Raw genomic sequence first — 15938 nt, forward strand, 5'->3', positions numbered from 1 at the left:
GAGCAGATCGCCGACCACGACTCGATCGACTGGTTCTGGGGGCCATCCCCGCGTGCGCGGGGAGCAGCACGTGACGTTCCCTCGGATCGCCGAGTCGGAGGGGCCATCCCCGCGTGCGCGGGGAGCAGAAAGCTGCCCGCAAAGGGGAGCGGCTGACGGTGGGGCCATCCCCGCGTGCGCGGGGAGCAGACTTGCTGACCTGCGGGTTTATTGGCGGTGAGGGTGAAAATTGAGCACTTTCGATGACTCGGACATTTCGGGCGCACTGCCTGTTGCTTAGAAGGTGGGTGGTGATGACAGGTTAGCGTTTGGTGGGTTTGCTGTTTTGGGCGAACGCGCAAAGACTGAGGGCGCCTGTGGTGTTTCTCGCCGTCGGAACCGACGTGTTCCCCATGCTTGGGGATGATCATCGGACAGCCGATGACAGGTCAGCTGAGAGCTACGAGAAACAACGCTGTCTTATGCCGTGTCAGAGGCGGGGTGCCTGCCGGCCAGTAAGGCGCGGATTTCGGATTCGAGGTAGCGGCGGTGGCCGCCCAGGGTGCGAAGGGATGTGAGCTTTCCCGACTTGGCCCATCGGTTGACAGTCTTGGGGTCGACTCGGAACAGGGCCGCCACTTCGGCCGGGGTAAGCAGAGGCTCGATAGCGGGAGCGGTGACGGCAGAGTCGCCGGGGGCGATGATTTGGATGCCTTCCATGAAGATCTCCTGACAGGCGTCGGGCAATGAGGACGGTGCGCGGAACGGTGACGGGACGAGGAGTGTCGGTGATCTGACGGGCGTGAGGTGAGGCGGGTTGTCCCGGGGGCGAATGGGGTCAGTGGCGGACGCGGTGCAGGATGCCGGTGTGTACGGCCAGCGCTGCGGCCAGCCGCTCCGGGGTGGTGCGTCCCACCGAGCCCCGTGCTCCGGCGGCATGCTGGGCGGCGGTGATGCGTCCGAGGCGGTGGGCCCACCAGCGGGGCAGGCCTGGCAGGAAGATCTGCTCGTAGCGCCAGCCAGGGTAGATGCTGCCCAGCAGGCTGATCAGAGCGTTGTCGCGGTCGGTCATGGTCGGCTTTCTCGCCAGGTGGATTGGCCTTCTTACGGGGTAGGGGTGGTGCCCGGCCTGGATGGGGGTCCGGGCCGGGCACCAGGGTCTGCATCGGCTTGGGTGGGCAGGCGGGTGCAGACCCGCGCGGTTTCCGCTTCCCCGGTGCGCTTCGGGAACCGCACGAGGGTGTGCGACCCGGGCCCCTCCTCCCGGATCGCACGTTCAAGGGGTACGGCCTGCCGCAGGTGCGCGCGATGCCGTACCGGATGAGGTCAGGACCGCAGGAAGGTCCGGAGGACGCCCGGCAGCGGCTCGGAGGCAGACAGCGCGGCCAGGATCTCGGCCTGGGCGGCCAGTTTCCCTTCCAGCCGTTCGGCCGAGTCCGCCCTGATCAGGAGCCTGATGCCCGCCATGATCTCCTGTCTGTCGGGAAAGGTACGACGGTAGGCGCTCCAGGCGCCGGTCTCCGAGTTGTGGAAGATCAGCCAGCCGGGGTGGGCCTGTTGCACCGTGTCGCATCGTTGATGTGCGACACCCGAGTCCGAAGTGGGGATCATGCGGTCCTCCGGTAGGGGTGCTGTGGTGCGAAGGCCTGCTGCGGGAGCGCGGCACGCCCCAGAGCGGCGATGCCGCCGTACCCGGCCGAAGACAGAGACGAGGGCGTGGCCGGGGACGGAGACGACGTGGACACGAGCAGGGACTGCCAGGTGAGGGCCGTCTCCTTCTCGCGCATCTGTCCTTCCAGCCCTGCGGCGGTGTCGTCCTCGACGATCACCGGCTCGGGCGTGGGCCAGGTGGCGATGGCGTAGAAGCGGCGCCGTCCCAGGCTGTAGAGAACCGCCCAGTCAGGACGGGAACGTTCCAAGCATTTGACCTCAGCGCGGGCCGGGCCGTCCCACAGACGGCGGTGCACGCTGGTACGGGGCTGCCCGGCGCGGTGGCGCCCCGGCGAACGGGACAGGCGCCGGATCACGAGATCACCTGCCGGGCGATCTCCTCCTGCCGCTCCACCGCCGCCTGCACCTCGGGGAAGGTGTCGGCGTCCACGGCAGGGTCGGCTCCGGCCTGCATCGCCGCGATGGGGAAGGGGGTCTGGCGGATGGCCCAGAACCGCCCGGCGTCGCTGATGATCAGCCGCCAGCCGGGAATCGCCTGGTTCTTCGGGATGGACCTGGCATTCTCCATGGATCTGACCTTCCTCCGATCAAGGGCTCGACCGACATCGCGGACATCCGGCCGGACCTGGCTTATGGGGTGAGCGGGAAGAGCACGCGACATGCCGTCCGGCGCGGACGGCCGTGACCTGGGGATGGTGGTCCTGGTCGAACCGGGGCCACGAGAGGGAGACGCGCGGTCGCGGACGGGACGGGAACCGCCGATGCGTGAGATGCCGGGACGAGACGGTTCGAGGGGCCGGGAGCGCGGATGGGGGGAGGGTCGCTTCGTCCGCCTGGAGGGCGACGACCGTAGCGGCGGTGTGGTCGGGATCGGTACGGCCGTGGCGGGCGGGCGCGGAGGCGACTCGATCCGGAAGGGTGCTTTCGGGGGTGTGGGCTGAGCGGTCTCCAGGACGGGCGGCGTCTCCGGGACGAGAGGGGATGCCCGTACGGCGGGCGGTTCGGGTCGACGCTGGGCGGGCACCAGCGGGATCACCTCGACGGGAGCCGTTTCGGCGGGCGCTTCGATAGGGGGAAGGGCGTACCTTCCGGTGCGGCGCCGTTCCTGAAGCCGCGCTGCCATCAGCGTGCCGTCCGGCTGGACGTAGTCGTGATCGGTCCGGCGACCGGGACAGCCGTGCGCGTAGGGGGCGTGCCCACATAAAGCACACCCCATGGGCATCGGTGCGGCATCGGTGAAGCAGCCGCACCCGTCTCTCATCGTCGGCCGGTCAAGGACCGGAGCACTAGGGTTAGGCATCGGTCAGGAGAGCCTTCCTGATCAAGGACCCGTTGTCGGTGTAGGAGACCGGCAGCGGGTCTGCTTTTAGGTTTCTGCAGTCTGATGCAGTGTGCTGCACCAGACTGCATCAGGAGCGAACTAACGGGGGTAAACTGCACCCGTCTACGGTGCCGCTCATGAGTCAGGATTGGGAGTGGGATCAAGATCAGACGATCTGGAAGCAGTTGTATGAAGTCCTGCGGAAGCGGATAGAGACCGGTGTTTATCCATCCCGGTCGCCGGTGCCAAGCCTTGATCGGCTTCAGCAGGAATTCGGCGTTGCGCGGGTGACCGTCCAGAAGGTGATGCGCATTCTTAAGAGCGAAGGGATGATCAAGACGATCGTCGGCAAGGGAACCTTTGTAAGACCTCCGGAGGAATGGGGGCAAAGCTTGGATTAATAGGGCATGGTGGCACTGCTCCCGGGACCTTGTGGATAGTCGTTCAATGCCCGGCTGGGAACGATGCTTACCCCACTCATCATGGTCGTGCATACTGCACATGCGCAAGCGGTATGCACAGAGATTTTTACGAGGGGTAGCGACAGAATGACGCTATGCCAATGAAGTCCCCCACCGTGCGCCATCGCCGACTGGGTCGTGAACTGCGGCGACTGCGCGAGACCGCAGGCCTCAGCGTGGATACTGTCGCTGTTCACCTCGGCTGGTCGCAAAGCAAGGTAAACCGCATCGAAAACGCCCGTATCAACGTCTCCGGCGCTGACGTTGCCAATGCTTGCGACTTGTACGGTACAGACTCCTCGACCAAAGCTGGCCTGATCCAGCTCGCCAAAGACGCCAGCCAGCGCGGTTGGTGGACCGCCTACAGTGATGTCTTCACTGGATCCTTCATCGGGCTCGAAGCTGAGGCGTCGGAGATCCGCATTTGGCAACCGCTCCTCATCCCGGGCTTGCTTCAAACGGAAAGGTATACGCGGGAACTTTTTCGTGCAGGGCGCCCAGATCTCAGCGAGTCAGACGTAGACCGCCATGTCGCTGCTCGGATGGCAAGGAAGATCGCATTGGTCACCCCGCCTGTACTGCATGTGGTGATCGACGAAACCGTCCTACAACCGATCGGGCATCCCGGAGTCATGGCCGAGCAGATCGAGACACTCTTCGGGCTTGCTGACCATGAACTCATCACGCTTCAGATCCTTCCGCGCCGGGTGGGCTTGCATCGCGGGTTGGAAGGAGCCTTCTCTGTCATGTCGTTCAGCGAGCCAGCCGACCCTGATGTCGGATACGTCGAGAGCCCCGCAGGCGATATCTACGTAGAAGCGCCAGGACAGGTGAAGCTGCTTATGCTGACGTTTGAGCGCCTCGCTGGCGCGGCCTTGTCCCCCGAAGAGTCCGCGGCTTTCCTCGCCGCGGCAAGGAGTGACCATGTTTGATTCCCCTGCCTTGGCTACGGCCTGCTGGCGTAAGTCCAGCCTCAGCGGCACCGGTAACGACTGTGTCGAGGTGGCTACCAATCTTCCTGGCCTCGTCGCCATCCGCGACAGCAAGGATCCCTCTGGTCCGGCTTTGGCCTTTTCTCCGGCTGCTTGGAGCGACTTCCTGGTGGGTATCCGTACCGGGAGCCTCTGACAGAGATGGGTGCCGCGCGGCCCTCATCTAAGGGGCGCGCGACACCGAAAGGGGCAGCCGTGCCCGACTCCCTCGCCTCGTCCACGGCTCACTGGCGCAAGTCCAGCTTCAGCGATGGCGGAAACGGCTGTGTAGAGGTTGCGAGGAACCTTCCCGGCTTTGTCGCCGTTCGCGACAGCAAGGATCCCAGGGGTCAGTCTTGACATTCACCTCGGCTGCCTGGGGTGACTTCCTCGCAGGGGTCCATTGCGGAGACTTCCAGGGGTGATAGCCCCGCGTGCGCGGGGAGCAGGAAGGCGAGTTCGAGCAGTGGAATCCTGAGACGGGGCCATCACCGCGTGCGCGGGGAGCAGTCCTTCTTGAGTACACCGATCCGGCCGACGACGGGACCATCCCCGCGTGCGTGGGGAGCAGGATGGCCGCCGGATCGGCACCGGGCAAACGAAGGGACCATCCCCGCGTGCGTGGGGAGCAGACTTGCTGACCTGCGGGTTTATCGGCTTGGCGGGCAAGAATTGAGCACTTTCGATGACTTGGACATTTCGGGCGCGCCGTCCGGTGTCTGTAGATGTGGATGTTAGGGACAGGGTAGTGGCTGGGGTGTCCTCGTTCTCTGGTCTGGAGAACCTTCTTGAGGCTTCGGATATGCGGCGAAGGTGGCTCTCGTAGCTTTGTGGCGTATATGAGAAAAATAAGCCTTTTGGCATTTGTGTTATTTGTCTGACTTTGGGGTCGTGGGGGCTGTGTTGGCGGAGGCGGTCGTTACTGGTCCACGGGGTGGGGGGTGGCTTATTGTCAAATGTTCTATGTGGAGGTAAGAAACTCCTGCCGAGAGTGAGGAGCCTCCCTCCTGGCCGGGTTGACTTTGAAGGAAGCGCCAAATTTTCGAGACGTGTTCGGTAAACGTGGGTTTAATGGCTCCCATGTCGAACGGGCGGTCGAACAAGCGGTTCACCGAGGGGCTGTCGAAGGCGGCCCGTGCGGTCTGGGCCAAGCATGATCGCGAGACCGGTGACTGGCTTCCTCTGTGGCGGCACATGGCCGACAGCGGTGCCGTCGCCGGGTTGTTGTGGGATCGCTGGCTTCCCGCGCAGGTTCGAAGGTTGATCGCCGAGGCGCTTCCCGAGGGCGAGGACGACGCGCGCAGGCTGGCGGTCTGGCTGGCGACCACGCACGACATCGGCAAGGTCACCCCCGCCTTCGCCTGCCAGGTGGAGTCGCTCGCCGACGTCATGCGGGAGGCCGGGCTGGAGATGCCCTCGCGTGAGCGGATGACCGACCGCAAGCTCGCCCCGCACGGCCTGGCCGGGCTGGTGCTGCTCCGGGAGTGGTTGATCGAGCGGTACAGCTGGGCGAAGAGCTCGACCCTGCCGTTCGGGATCGTCGCGGGAGGTCACCACGGGATCCCGCCCACCAGCTCGGACATCAAGGAACTGGCCGACCGTTCCGAGTTGCTGCGCACCTCGGGGCGCGAGGAGCTGTGGCGGAGCGTGCAGTGGGAGATCCTCGACCGGTGTGCACAGGTGTGCGAGGTGGAGGACCGGCTGGCCGTGTGGCGGGAGGTCAGGCTTCCGCAGCCCGCGCAGGTGCTGCTGACCGGTTTGGTCATCGTGGCCGACTGGATCGCCAGCAACTCCGACCTGTTCCCCTACTTTCCCGAGGCGACCCGGCAGGGTGATGAGGAGCGGGTCGAGGCGGCGTGGCGGGGGCTGGACCTGCCGGAGCCGTGGCGGGCGACAGAGCCCGAGGGGGAGGCGGCCGACCTCTTCGCCTCCCGGTTCCGGCTTCCCGACGGGGCGCGGATCCGTCCCGTTCAGGAGCGGGCCGTACGGCTGGCGCGCGAGATGGACGTCCCCGGTCTGATGGTGATCGAGGCGCCGATGGGGGAGGGAAAGACCGAGGTCGCGCTGGCGGTCGCCGAGGTCTTCGGTGCTCGTTCCGGTGCGGGGGGCTGTTTCGTCGCGCTGCCCACGATGGCCACGGGCAGTGCGATGTTCCCCCGGATGCTCGACTGGCTGTGCCGTCTTCCCGCCGAGGGGTTCGGCGACGGACCGCGTTCGGTGCTGCTGGCGCACTCCAAGGCGGCGCTGAACGACGCCTACGCCGAGCTGATGCGGGCCGGCCGCCGAGGGATGCGCGGCATCGAGCAGGACGGCGACGAGCGACGGCGAGGGGCACACCCGACCGAGCTGGTCGCGCACCGGTGGCTGCGGGGCAGCAAGAAGGGGATGCTGGCGTCGTTCGTCACAGGGACGATCGACCAGTTGCTCTTCATGGGGTTGAAGAGCCGTCACCTGGCGCTGCGTCACCTGGCTCTGGCGGGCAAGGTCGTGGTGATCGACGAGGCGCACGCCTACGACGCCTATATGAATTCCTACCTCGACCGGGTGCTGTCGTGGTTGGGTGCTTACCGGGTGCCGGTGGTCGTGCTGTCGGCGACGCTTCCGGCCGCGCGGCGGCGCGAGTTGGCCGAGGCGTACGCCGGGGTGACCGAGGGCGGCGAGGGCTTTGCGAAGCTGGAGGCCGCTGAGGGCTATCCGTTGCTGACGATGGTCCAGCCAGGTGGTGAGCCCGTGTGCGAAGCCGTACAGGCGTCGGGCCGGAAGACCGACGTGTGGCTCGAAGGGCTGGGCGACGGCTTGGAGGAACTGGGCGACCGGCTCGCCGACGAGCTGGCCGAGGGCGGCTGTGCGCTGGTGGTGCGCAACACCGTTGGCCGGGTGCTGGAGGCCGCCGCGTATTTGCGGGAGCGGTTCGGCGAGAAGGACGTCACTGTGGCGCACGCTCAGTTTCTTGACCTCGACCGGGCTGCCAAGGACGCCGACTTGCTGGACCGGTTCGGCCCGCCGGAACGGAGCGCGGGCTGCCGCCCCACCGGTCGGCACATCGTGGTGGCCAGCCAGGTCGCTGAGCAGTCCCTCGACATTGACTTCGACCTCCTGGTGTCCGATATATGTCCGATTGACCTGTTATTGCAGCGTATGGGGCGCCTGCACCGGCACTCACGCGGCGAGGGGCAGAGTGACCGTCCCGAGCCGTTGCGTATGGCCCGCTGCCTGCTGACCGGCGCGGACTGGGAGACGACACCGGTCGAGCCGGTGAGTGGCTCCCGGACCGTCTACGGCGCACACGTGTTGCTGAGATCGGCCGCCGTGCTTGAGCCGTACCTCGCCGGGACGGCGAAGACGGGGCACGTGGTACGGCTGCCGCAGGACATCAGCCCGCTCGTGCAGAAGGTGTACGGCTCCGAACAGGTCGGCCCGGACACCTGGCAGGAGGCCATGACCCGGGCTTGCGAGGACCACGACCTGCGCCGGAAGGAACAGCACCGCAAGGCGCAGGACTTCCAGATCGGCGAGGTCGGCAGAGCGGGGCGCTCACTGCTCGGCTGGGTCGAGGCGGGGGTCGGTGACGCCGACGAGTCTCCCGGAGGACGGGCGCAGGTCAGGGACGGTGTCGACTCCCTGGAGGTGCTGGTGGTCCAGCGACTGGCCGACGGGTCCCTGGTCACGGTGCCGTGGTTGAGTGAGGGGCGCGGCGGCCTCGAACTTCCGGTGGACACGGCGCCCGAGCCGAGGCTCGCCCGGGTCGTGGCCTCGTGCGGGCTGCGACTGCCGTACCACTTCTCATTCCCCGGGACGATCGATCAGGCCATCAGGGAGCTGGAGGCCGAGTACGTTCCGGCGTGGCAGTCGAAGGAGAGCCCCTGGCTGGCCGGAGAGCTGATCCTCGTGCTCGACGAGGAATGTCGGACCCGACTGGCAGGCTACGGCCTGCACTACACCCCTGACGACGGCCTGAAGGTGTCGCGTGCCGAATGACCCATCCTTTGACCTGACCCGTGAGCAGTGGCTGCCGGTACGGCGTCGCGACGGCGGTGCGGACAAGTTGTCCCTGCGGGACGTCTTCGCCCAGGCTCACGAGCTGCGGCGGCTCGTCGGGGACGTGCCGACCCAGGAGTTCGCGCTGCTGCGGCTGTTGCTGGCGATCCTGCACGACGCGGTCGACGGGCCGCGCGAGATCGAAGATTGGCAGGAGCTGTGGGACAAGGGGCTGCCCGCCGACCGTGTCACGGACTACCTGGACGAGCACCGTGAGCGCTTCGACCTGCTGCACCCGCGGCAGCCGTTCTTCCAGACGGCCGGGCTGAGCGCCATGTCGGGCGAGGTCGGCTCGCTGGACCGGCTGGTCGCCGACGTCCCCAACGGCAGGCCCTTCTTCACCATGCGGGCCAGGGGCGTCGACCGGCTCGGCTTCGACGAGGCCGCCCGCTGGCTGGTGCACGCCCACGCCTTCGACACCTCCGGCATCAAGACCGGCGTCAAGGGCGACGACAGGGTCAAGGGCGGCAAGGCGTATCCATTGGGGGTCGCCTGGGCGGGCACCCTCGGCGGAGTCCTGGCCGAGGGGGACACGCTCGCCGAGACGCTACTGCTCAACCTGGTCGCCTTCGACACCCCCAACCTGCGGATCGATCCTCGCCGTGACCTGCCCACCTGGCGACGTGACCCGGTGGAGCCGGGACAGGCGAAGCCCGGGGAGCTGAGCACTCGCCCAGCGGGGGTGCGTGACCTGTATACCTGGCAGTCCAGGCGGGTACGGCTCGCCTTCGACGCCGACGGCGTGCACGGTGTCGTGCTGACGTACGGCGATCCGCTCGCCCCGCACAACATGCATGCCCACGAGCCGATGACGGGCTGGCGACGCAGCCCGGCGCAGGAGAAGAAACTGAGCCTGGCGCAGGTGTACCTCCCGCGCGAGCACGACCCCGCCCGCAGCGTGTGGCGTGGGCTGGGCGCGCTGATCGCCGGTCGCGCAGAGGGAGGCGAGCAGCGGAGTGAGGCGGCGGCCGTCGTCCGGCCGCGCATCCTCGACTGGGTGGCCCGTCTCACCGTCGAGAGTGACATGCCCACGGACTTCCTGATCCGGGCCCGATTGTTCGGCGTGGTGTATGGCACCCAGCAGTCCGTCATCGACGAGATCGTCGACGACGCCGTGGCGATGCGGGTCATCCTGCTGAAGGAGAACGACAGACGTCTCGGCCAGACCGCGATCGACGCGGTGTCCGACGCGGAGAAGGCCGTGACCGTGCTGGGCGACCTGGCCGCCGATCTCGCGCGGGCGTCCGGAGCCGACGCCGAGGCCCCCAAGGCGGCGGCCAGGGACCTCGGGTTTGCCACCCTGGACGGCCCGTTCCGTGACTGGCTCGCCGCGCTCGGCTCCGAGGGCGCCTCCGCAGATCCCAGGGCGCTCTGGCAGGACGAGGCACGACGGTGCGTCGGGAGGCTGGGCGGGGAACTGGTCGGTTCGGCGGGGGCGGAGGCCTGGCAGGGACGCGTCGAGACCTGGAAGGGCAAGCAGGTCTGGTTGAACGCCTCACTGGCCGACCTGCTGTTCCGTGCCCGGTTGCGTAAGGCGTTGCCCGGCACGGGCCGCCCTCGCCGGGATTCGCCCGACGGAGACCCGCCGGGCGACGACCTCCCGGACATCGGCTCTCCGGACGACGTCGAGGATGGCGGTTTCGAGAACGGCGGCGGACCGCCGGATACGGAGAAATGACCATGACCACCCCAACTACCCGGCGGCCCGTGGCAGGGCTGGTCGGTGAGGTCGCCGGTGCCTACATCGGCGAGCTGCAGAAGGGCTACCTCAAGGATGAGAGCTGGGCCGTCGCCACCCTGGCCCGGCTCAGGCGCGGTGCGGGAAAGCTCCCGGCGGACGTGCCCGACCTGTGGGGCATGACCGGCACCGAGCGTCTGTACGACGAAGGGGAGTTGTCCGAGACCGAGGAGACGAGGGCCGAGGCCGCGCTCTTCCTCGCCGTCACCCTCTACGCGCTGCACCAGCAGTCACGCTCAGAGCAGGGCATGCACCGGCGCAGGGTCGAGCTGGGCGCCGCTGTACGGAGGCTGATGCCGCCCGGTGACCTCGACGAGCCGATCCGGTGCCACTTCGTGCGGGCCGGTTCCGCAGAGACGCGCGAGGCACTGGCCGACCGGCTGCGCCAGCTCGTCTCACTGCTGCGCAGGGAGTCGATCCCACTCGACTACGCCCTGCTGGCCGAGCAGCTCTACCTGGCTCAGACCCCTGAGGGGATGCGCCGGGTCCGCGAGAGGTGGGGGCGCAGCTTCCACGCATACCGTTCCGACGACTCCGGCGACGCCGGTTCCACAGACAAGGACGTCTGATGACCCGCACCATCCTCGATTTCCACGTGCTGCAGACCGTTCCGCCGAGCTGCCTGAACCGCGACGACACCGGCACCCCCAAGACGGGGGTTTACGGCGGGGTGCGCCGCGCCCGGGTCTCCAGCCAGGCGTGGAAGCGCGCGACCCGGCGCGAGTTCCATGACCTGCTCGACCCCGCCGAGTTGGGGGTGCGTACCCGCAGGGTGGCTGAGCTGCTGGCCGGGCGGATCGCGCGACTTGATGGGACGATCGGGCAGGCCGAGGCGTGGACCTTGGCCGCACAGACGGTCCAGCTCGCCACCGGCACCAAGGTCGAGGTCCCCAAGCGCAAGAGCAAAGAGGGCAAGGAGGACAAGCCCGAGACCGAGGCCGCGCCGGAGTCGAAGTATCTGCTGTTCCTCAGCGCCCACCAGCTCGACGGACTGGCCGAGATCGCGGTCAAGGGGTACGGGGCCGGCAAGGACTACTTCAAGGACAAGGCGACGAGAGAGCTGGCCAGGCAGCTCGCGGGTGGCAGGCACTCGGTCGACATCGCGCTGTTCGGCCGGATGGTCGCCGACGGCGCCGAGATCAACGTCGATGCCGCCGCGCAGGTCGCGCACGCCATCAGCGTGCACCGGGTGGACAACGAGTCCGATTACTACACGGCGGTCGACGACTACAAGGAGCGGGAGGACGACGACGCGGGCGCGGGCATGATCGGCACCGTGGAGTTCAACTCCGCAACCCTCTACCGCTACGCCGCCGTCGACGTGGACCTGCTGCGCCGCAACCTCGGTGAGGGGCTGAGGGAGGACGAGCCGGTCACCGAACCCGTGCGACGGGCCGTCGAGGCGTTCACCCGGTGCTTCCTGACCTCAATGCCCACCGGGAAGATCAACACCTTCGCCAACCACACACTGCCGGACGCGGTGCTGGTGAAGGTCCGTTCCAGCAGGCCGATCAGTTTTGTCGGCGCGTTCGAGGAGCCGTGCCGTACCGATCCGGAGGTCGGCGGATATCTCCGGCAGACATCGCGGGCACTGGCCTCCTACATTCCCCAGGTCGAGAGGGCCTACGGTGTCGCGGACGACACCCCCGCATGGCTGCTGCGGATCGGCGGGAACACTGAGGCACTGTCCGGCCTCGCCGAGGAGCTGCCCCTCGACGAGCTGGTCGCGGCGGTCGGCTCGGAGGTCGTCAGGCGACAGGGTGGGGCATGAGCGTCCTGCTGATGCAGCTCGCCGGTCCGTTGCAGTCGTGGGGGGCGTCCTCGCGCTTCGCCCGCCGTACGACCGAGGCGGTGCCGACCAAGAGCGGCGTCATCGGGCTGCTGGCCGCCGCCCAGGGGCGCCTGCGAACCGACGACATCGCCGACCTGGCCGCGCTGCGCTTCGGGGTGCGCGTCGACCAGCGCGGCACCCTCCTGCGCGACTTCCACACCGCGCACCACTTCGCGGGGGGTGAGGCCATGCCGGTCTCCGAGCGCTTCTACCTCGCCGACGCGGTCTTCGTCGCGGGCGTCGAAGGCGAGGCCGGACTCATCGGCATGCTGCACCGGGCATTGCGGGAACCCGTCTTCCTGCCCTACCTCGGACGCCGCTCCTGTCCGCCGTCGCGGCGGCTGGATCTCGATGTCCATCCCGGCCTCCCCTTGGAGCAGGCGCTGGAGGACGAGAAGTGGCGGGCCGCGCCGTGGTACCAGCGCCGGTACCGCCAGGCCAGCGTCAAGTTGGAGATTTTCGTCGAGGGGACCGAGGAGGACGGCCGGGCGGACACCCTGCGCGACCAGCCGCTCAGCTTCGACCCGCTGCACCGCCGGTACGCCTTGCGCGGCGTCCGTCACCTGCCGTCGGTGTCCGTACCCAACCCCACCGCGCGGACCGGCCACGACCCGATGTCCGCGCTGGAGAGCGTCTGATGTATCTGACCAGGTTCCGCGTCAACACCGCCAGGACCGGCGCTCGTAGGCTGCTGTCGTCGCCGCAGCGCCTGCACGCTGCGGTGATGTCCTCTTTCGCGGAGATTCCATTGCCCGGTGGAGACGGGCCAAGGGTGCTGTGGCGGCTCGACCGCGACAGCGCCGCCGAGACCTTTCTCTACGTCGTCAGCGTCGCCGAGCCCGACCTCACCCACCTGGTCGAGCAGGCCGGCTGGCCCCAGACCGGCCGCTGGGACACCCGCGACTACGGTCCTTTTCTGTCCCGGCTGGCCAAGGGCGACCTGTGGGCCTTCCGGCTCACCGCCAACCCTGTCCACAGCATCCGCCGTACGGCCGGGGAGCCGACCAAGGTCACCGCGCACGTCGGGCCGCGTCACCAGTCGGGCTGGCTGTTGCGACGCCAGGAGGAGGCCGGATTCCGAGTGGTCGAGAGGCCTCAGGAACGGCGGCTTCTCCCAGAGGGAGACCGATACGCCCTGACACCGAAGGGGGATCGGTACGAGTTGGCCGTCCGTGACCAGCGTCAGCTGTCCTTTCACAAAGCCGGGCAGCGGCAGTTGGTCACCCTGACCGCCGTCACCTTCGATGGGTGGCTGGAGGTGACCGACCCGGACGCGCTCCGCCGCATGTTGACCCACGGGCTCGGCAGGGGCAAGGCGTACGGCTGCGGTCTGATGACACTGGCGGTGGTGTGACGGATGACCACCGTAGGCAGACGTGGTGCGTCCTCGCCGCGTGAGCTCACCCGGATGGGGGACCGGCTCTCGTTCGTCTACCTTGAGCGGTGCGTTCTGCACCGCGAGGACAACGCCCTCACCGCCGAGGACGCCGAGGGCGTCACCCACATCCCGTCCGCGACGATCGGCACGCTTCTGCTCGGCCCCGGAACCCGTGTCACCCACCAGGCGATGAGCGTGCTGGGCGACAGCGGGGCAGGCGTGGTGTGGGTGGGGGAGCAGGGGGTGCGTTTCTACTCGGGTGGCAGGTCACTGAGCCGTTCCTCCGCTCTGGTCGAAGCGCAGGCGGCCAGATGGGCCAACCGCCGTACCAGGCTCGAAGTCGCTCGTGAGATGTACCGGATGCGCTTCCCGAATGAGGATCCGGCCGGTCTCACCCGGCACGAGCTTCTCGGCAGGGAGGGGCGCAGGGTCAAGGAGTGTTACCGGAGGGAGGCCGCGAGGGCGGGCGTTCCCTGGAACGGCAGGGTGTATGTTCCCGGAGACTTCGACTCCGGGGACCCCGTCAACCGGGCGGTCACCGCCGCCGCCCAGTGCATGTACGGCATAGCCCAGACCGCCGTCTCAGCTCTCGGTTGCGCTCCCGGACTCGGCTTCATCGTGTGAACGACATCAAGCATCTCGTTCTGTTAGGTGAGGCGGAAGATCCTCCTGTCGAGGACGACATCGACCGGGTGACTCTCCAGAGTGACCACGGAGCCGAGGTGGAGTCGGGCCGTAATTATGACGACGGAGTGATCTGGTGACCGTCATCGTGCTCACCCGCTGTCCTGCGGGCTTGCGCGGGTTCCTGACCCGCTGGCTGATGGAGATCTCTCCCGGTGTCTTCATCGGAGGCCCGTCGAGGCGGATCCGGGAAGCGCTGTGGGCGGAGGTGGCACAGTATGCGGATACCGGGCGTGCACTTCTGGCCTACACCACCGACAACGAGCAAGGATTCGCCTTCGCGACATACGATCACAAATGGCACCCGATCGATCATGAGGGTCTTATTCTGATCCGTCGCCCGAAGCAGCAGCCCGCAATCGCTTCGACCGCCGACGGAGCCCCTCAAGGCTGGAGCAAGGCCTCCAAACGCCGCCGCTACGGACAACGCTGATCGCCGTTACCGCATATCAGTCCCTCGTCACCCGTCATCGAAAGCGAGACTCCAAGATTGTCCGAAATGCCCGAGTCTGCAGAAGTGCTAAAAATCCGCGCTGCTCCACTGTGAACGTGCAGGTCAGCGAGTATGCTCCCCGCGCACGCGGGGATGGTCCCGGTGCCAGACGGTCCGGGATCAGGTCGCCCAGATGCTCCCCGCGCACGCGGGGATGGTCCCGTGGTGGGGCCGGTGTGTCCGGTCAGGGGGCCATGCTCCCCGCGCACGCGGGGATGGTCCCGGGTCAGGAGGTGGCGGGGAGTTCGACGGTCATGGTGAGGCCGCCCTCCTCGCGGGGGCGGGCGGTGACCGTGCCGCCGTGGGCGTCGGCGATGGCGCGGACGATGGACAGGCCCAGGCCGCTGCCGCGTTCGGAGCGCAGGCGGTCGCCGTGCAGCCTGCGGAAGGGTTCGAAGATCGTTTCGATCTCGTACGGCGGGACCTGGAGCCCGGTGTTCGCCACGACCAGCTCGGCCACGTCCGTGCGCTGCCGGGTGGTCACCCACACCTCGCCACCGGCCTGGTTGTGCCGGATCGCGTTCTCGACGAGGTTCTGCACGAGCCGTTCCAGCAGCACGGGGTCCCCGGCCGTCGGAGCCGCGTCCAGTAGCCGGTGCAGGATCACCCGGTGTTCCTTCGCCTCCGCGCTCGCCTGGTCGAGGACGTGTTCCACCACGTCCGTCAGGTCGAAGGGGCGCCGGTCGAGGACGGCCTGCTCGCCCTCGGCGAGGGCGAGCAGGCCGTCGATCAGCCGTTCGTGCCGGGTGTTGACCAGCAGCAGGGACTCGCCGAGCTGTCTGACGTCCTCGGTCGCGTCGTGCCGTCTGACCGCCACGTCCACGAGTGTCCGGTTGATGGTGAGCGGGGTGCGCAGCTCGTGTGAGGCGTTGGCGACGAAGCGGCGCTGGCCGTCGAAGGCGCGGGCGAGGCGGGCGAGCATGACATCGAAGACGTCGGCCAGCTCGGCGACCTCGTCACGCGGCCCGGTGTAGGCGATGCGTTCGGTGAGGTTGTGGCTCTGGGCGACCCGTCTGGCGGTCTCCGTCACCTGCCGGATCGGGCGCAACGCCCAGTCACCCGCCCACCAGCCGAACCAGACGGCTCCCGCGCTGGTGACGACGAGCCCGAGGCCTCCCACGGTGAGCAGCGTGCTCAGCGTGTCGCGCTGGTAGATCCGTCTCACCTGGTCCACCCGCTTGACGGCCACGTAGTACTCGGAGGTGTTCGGCGCGTAGACCCCGTTGGACATGGTGATGTACTCGGGCCTTCCCAGCCCGTCGCGGGGTTCCAGACTGTTGCGCACCAGGAAGTAGGCACTCCAGAGCAACAGGGCTCCGACAACGAAGAACACTCCGCCGCAGGTCAGTGCGAGCCGCATTCTGGCGGTGGGT

At 67.8% G+C, this 15938-nt stretch carries 17 protein-coding genes and 1 pseudogene; 12 read left to right on the forward strand and 6 right to left on the reverse strand.

What is annotated here, in order from left to right:
- Nucleotides 1-459 precede the first annotated feature (459 nt).
- From AB0395_RS24745 to AB0395_RS24765, 5 genes are all read right to left on the reverse strand, one after another.
- Nucleotides 460-699, reverse strand: coding sequence for a BldC family transcriptional regulator (locus AB0395_RS24745; protein ID WP_366284267.1), 240 nt, complete (start codon nucleotides 697-699; stop codon nucleotides 460-462).
- Between the two features lie 118 nt (nucleotides 700-817).
- Nucleotides 818-1051, reverse strand: coding sequence for a hypothetical protein (locus AB0395_RS24750; RefSeq protein WP_366284270.1), 234 nt, complete (start codon nucleotides 1049-1051; stop codon nucleotides 818-820).
- A gap of 254 nt (nucleotides 1052-1305) precedes the next feature.
- Nucleotides 1306-1590: a hypothetical protein gene (locus tag AB0395_RS24755; RefSeq protein ID WP_366284271.1), complete on the reverse strand. Its 285-nt coding sequence runs from the start codon at nucleotides 1588-1590 to the stop codon at nucleotides 1306-1308.
- Entirely contained in the window at nucleotides 1587-2006 is a 420-nt protein-coding gene (locus tag AB0395_RS24760) for a hypothetical protein (protein ID WP_366284273.1), read from the reverse strand. Before AB0395_RS24760 ends, AB0395_RS24755 begins: the two co-directional genes overlap by 4 nt.
- Nucleotides 2003-2218 (reverse strand): hypothetical protein, encoded by a 216-nt coding sequence (locus AB0395_RS24765; RefSeq protein ID WP_366284276.1) that lies wholly within the window; start codon nucleotides 2216-2218, stop codon nucleotides 2003-2005. The genes AB0395_RS24760 and AB0395_RS24765 overlap by 4 nt, the downstream gene beginning before the upstream one ends.
- Nucleotides 2219-3108: 890 nt before the next feature.
- Between AB0395_RS24765 and AB0395_RS24770 the strand changes: the two genes are divergently transcribed.
- The 12 genes and pseudogenes from AB0395_RS24770 (at nucleotide 3109) to cas2e (ending at nucleotide 14505) form a co-directional block, all read left to right on the forward strand.
- On the forward strand, nucleotides 3109-3372 hold the full coding sequence (locus tag AB0395_RS24770; protein ID WP_366284278.1) for a winged helix-turn-helix domain-containing protein: 264 nt from the start codon (nucleotides 3109-3111) through the stop codon (nucleotides 3370-3372).
- Between the two features lie 161 nt (nucleotides 3373-3533).
- Nucleotides 3534-4364: a helix-turn-helix transcriptional regulator gene (locus AB0395_RS24775; RefSeq protein WP_366284280.1), complete on the forward strand. Its 831-nt coding sequence runs from the start codon at nucleotides 3534-3536 to the stop codon at nucleotides 4362-4364.
- On the forward strand, nucleotides 4357-4560 hold the full coding sequence (locus tag AB0395_RS24780) for a DUF397 domain-containing protein (RefSeq protein WP_366284281.1): 204 nt from the start codon (nucleotides 4357-4359) through the stop codon (nucleotides 4558-4560). The genes AB0395_RS24775 and AB0395_RS24780 overlap by 8 nt, the downstream gene beginning before the upstream one ends.
- 5 nt (nucleotides 4561-4565) lie before the next feature.
- The gene (locus tag AB0395_RS24785; protein WP_366284283.1) at nucleotides 4566-4763 is read left to right on the forward strand and encodes a DUF397 domain-containing protein; all 198 of its coding nucleotides are present in this window, start codon (nucleotides 4566-4568) and stop codon (nucleotides 4761-4763) included.
- Between the two features lie 720 nt (nucleotides 4764-5483).
- Complete coding sequence (gene cas3, locus AB0395_RS24790) at nucleotides 5484-8381, forward strand: CRISPR-associated helicase Cas3' (protein WP_366284286.1); 2898 nt, start codon at nucleotides 5484-5486, stop codon at nucleotides 8379-8381.
- Nucleotides 8371-10119 (forward strand): type I-E CRISPR-associated protein Cse1/CasA, encoded by a 1749-nt coding sequence (casA, locus tag AB0395_RS24795; protein ID WP_366284287.1) that lies wholly within the window; start codon nucleotides 8371-8373, stop codon nucleotides 10117-10119. The genes cas3 and casA overlap by 11 nt, the downstream gene beginning before the upstream one ends.
- A 2-nt stretch (nucleotides 10120-10121) precedes the next feature.
- Nucleotides 10122-10748: a type I-E CRISPR-associated protein Cse2/CasB gene (casB, locus tag AB0395_RS24800; protein ID WP_366284289.1), complete on the forward strand. Its 627-nt coding sequence runs from the start codon at nucleotides 10122-10124 to the stop codon at nucleotides 10746-10748.
- The gene (gene cas7e, locus AB0395_RS24805; RefSeq protein WP_366284292.1) at nucleotides 10748-11950 is read left to right on the forward strand and encodes a type I-E CRISPR-associated protein Cas7/Cse4/CasC; all 1203 of its coding nucleotides are present in this window, start codon (nucleotides 10748-10750) and stop codon (nucleotides 11948-11950) included. The genes casB and cas7e overlap by 1 nt, the downstream gene beginning before the upstream one ends.
- Nucleotides 11947-12648 carry a type I-E CRISPR-associated protein Cas5/CasD gene (gene cas5e, locus AB0395_RS24810; protein ID WP_366284295.1) on the forward strand — a complete coding sequence of 234 codons (702 nt, stop codon included), beginning with the start codon at nucleotides 11947-11949 and terminating at the stop codon, nucleotides 12646-12648. Before cas7e ends, cas5e begins: the two co-directional genes overlap by 4 nt.
- Nucleotides 12648-13364, forward strand: a complete 717-nt coding sequence (gene cas6e / locus AB0395_RS24815) for a type I-E CRISPR-associated protein Cas6/Cse3/CasE (protein WP_366284297.1) — start codon at nucleotides 12648-12650, stop codon at nucleotides 13362-13364. Before cas5e ends, cas6e begins: the two co-directional genes overlap by 1 nt.
- A 3-nt stretch (nucleotides 13365-13367) precedes the next feature.
- Nucleotides 13368-14152, forward strand: a pseudogene (cas1e, locus tag AB0395_RS24820) (type I-E CRISPR-associated endonuclease Cas1e).
- Nucleotides 14149-14505: a type I-E CRISPR-associated endoribonuclease Cas2e gene (cas2e, locus tag AB0395_RS24825; RefSeq protein WP_366284299.1), complete on the forward strand. Its 357-nt coding sequence runs from the start codon at nucleotides 14149-14151 to the stop codon at nucleotides 14503-14505. The pseudogene cas1e and the gene cas2e overlap by 4 nt, the downstream one beginning before the upstream one ends.
- A gap of 286 nt (nucleotides 14506-14791) precedes the next feature.
- On the opposite strand, the gene AB0395_RS24830 is transcribed toward cas2e, so the two are convergent.
- Nucleotides 14792-15925, reverse strand: coding sequence for a HAMP domain-containing sensor histidine kinase (locus AB0395_RS24830; RefSeq protein WP_366284301.1), 1134 nt, complete (start codon nucleotides 15923-15925; stop codon nucleotides 14792-14794).
- Between the last annotated feature and the right edge of the window lie 13 nt (nucleotides 15926-15938).

The organism is Streptosporangium sp. NPDC051023 (assembly GCF_040689595.1).
Lineage (GTDB): Bacteria > Actinomycetota > Actinomycetes > Streptosporangiales > Streptosporangiaceae > Streptosporangium.

Excerpts from the sequence above, each read along its gene's own strand:
- AB0395_RS24750 (WP_366284270.1), bottom strand. The coding sequence starts at position 1,051 with ATGACCGACCGCGACAACGCTCTGATCAGCCTGCTGGGCAGCATCTAC.
- AB0395_RS24775 (WP_366284280.1), top strand. The coding sequence starts at position 3,534 with ATGAAGTCCCCCACCGTGCGCCATCGCCGACTGGGTCGTGAACTGCGG.
- cas3 (WP_366284286.1), top strand. The coding sequence starts at position 5,484 with ATGTCGAACGGGCGGTCGAACAAGCGGTTCACCGAGGGGCTGTCGAAG.
- AB0395_RS24765 (WP_366284276.1), bottom strand. The coding sequence starts at position 2,218 with ATGGAGAATGCCAGGTCCATCCCGAAGAACCAGGCGATTCCCGGCTGG.
- casB (WP_366284289.1), top strand. The coding sequence starts at position 10,122 with ATGACCACCCCAACTACCCGGCGGCCCGTGGCAGGGCTGGTCGGTGAG.
- AB0395_RS24785 (WP_366284283.1), top strand. The coding sequence starts at position 4,566 with ATGGGTGCCGCGCGGCCCTCATCTAAGGGGCGCGCGACACCGAAAGGG.
- cas5e (WP_366284295.1), top strand. The coding sequence starts at position 11,947 with ATGAGCGTCCTGCTGATGCAGCTCGCCGGTCCGTTGCAGTCGTGGGGG.
- AB0395_RS24770 (WP_366284278.1), top strand. The coding sequence starts at position 3,109 with ATGAGTCAGGATTGGGAGTGGGATCAAGATCAGACGATCTGGAAGCAG.
- AB0395_RS24755 (WP_366284271.1), bottom strand. The coding sequence starts at position 1,590 with ATGATCCCCACTTCGGACTCGGGTGTCGCACATCAACGATGCGACACG.
- cas7e (WP_366284292.1), top strand. The coding sequence starts at position 10,748 with ATGACCCGCACCATCCTCGATTTCCACGTGCTGCAGACCGTTCCGCCG.
- AB0395_RS24745 (WP_366284267.1), bottom strand. The coding sequence starts at position 699 with ATGGAAGGCATCCAAATCATCGCCCCCGGCGACTCTGCCGTCACCGCT.
- AB0395_RS24830 (WP_366284301.1), bottom strand. The coding sequence starts at position 15,925 with ATGCGGCTCGCACTGACCTGCGGCGGAGTGTTCTTCGTTGTCGGAGCC.
- AB0395_RS24780 (WP_366284281.1), top strand. The coding sequence starts at position 4,357 with ATGTTTGATTCCCCTGCCTTGGCTACGGCCTGCTGGCGTAAGTCCAGC.
- cas6e (WP_366284297.1), top strand. The coding sequence starts at position 12,648 with ATGTATCTGACCAGGTTCCGCGTCAACACCGCCAGGACCGGCGCTCGT.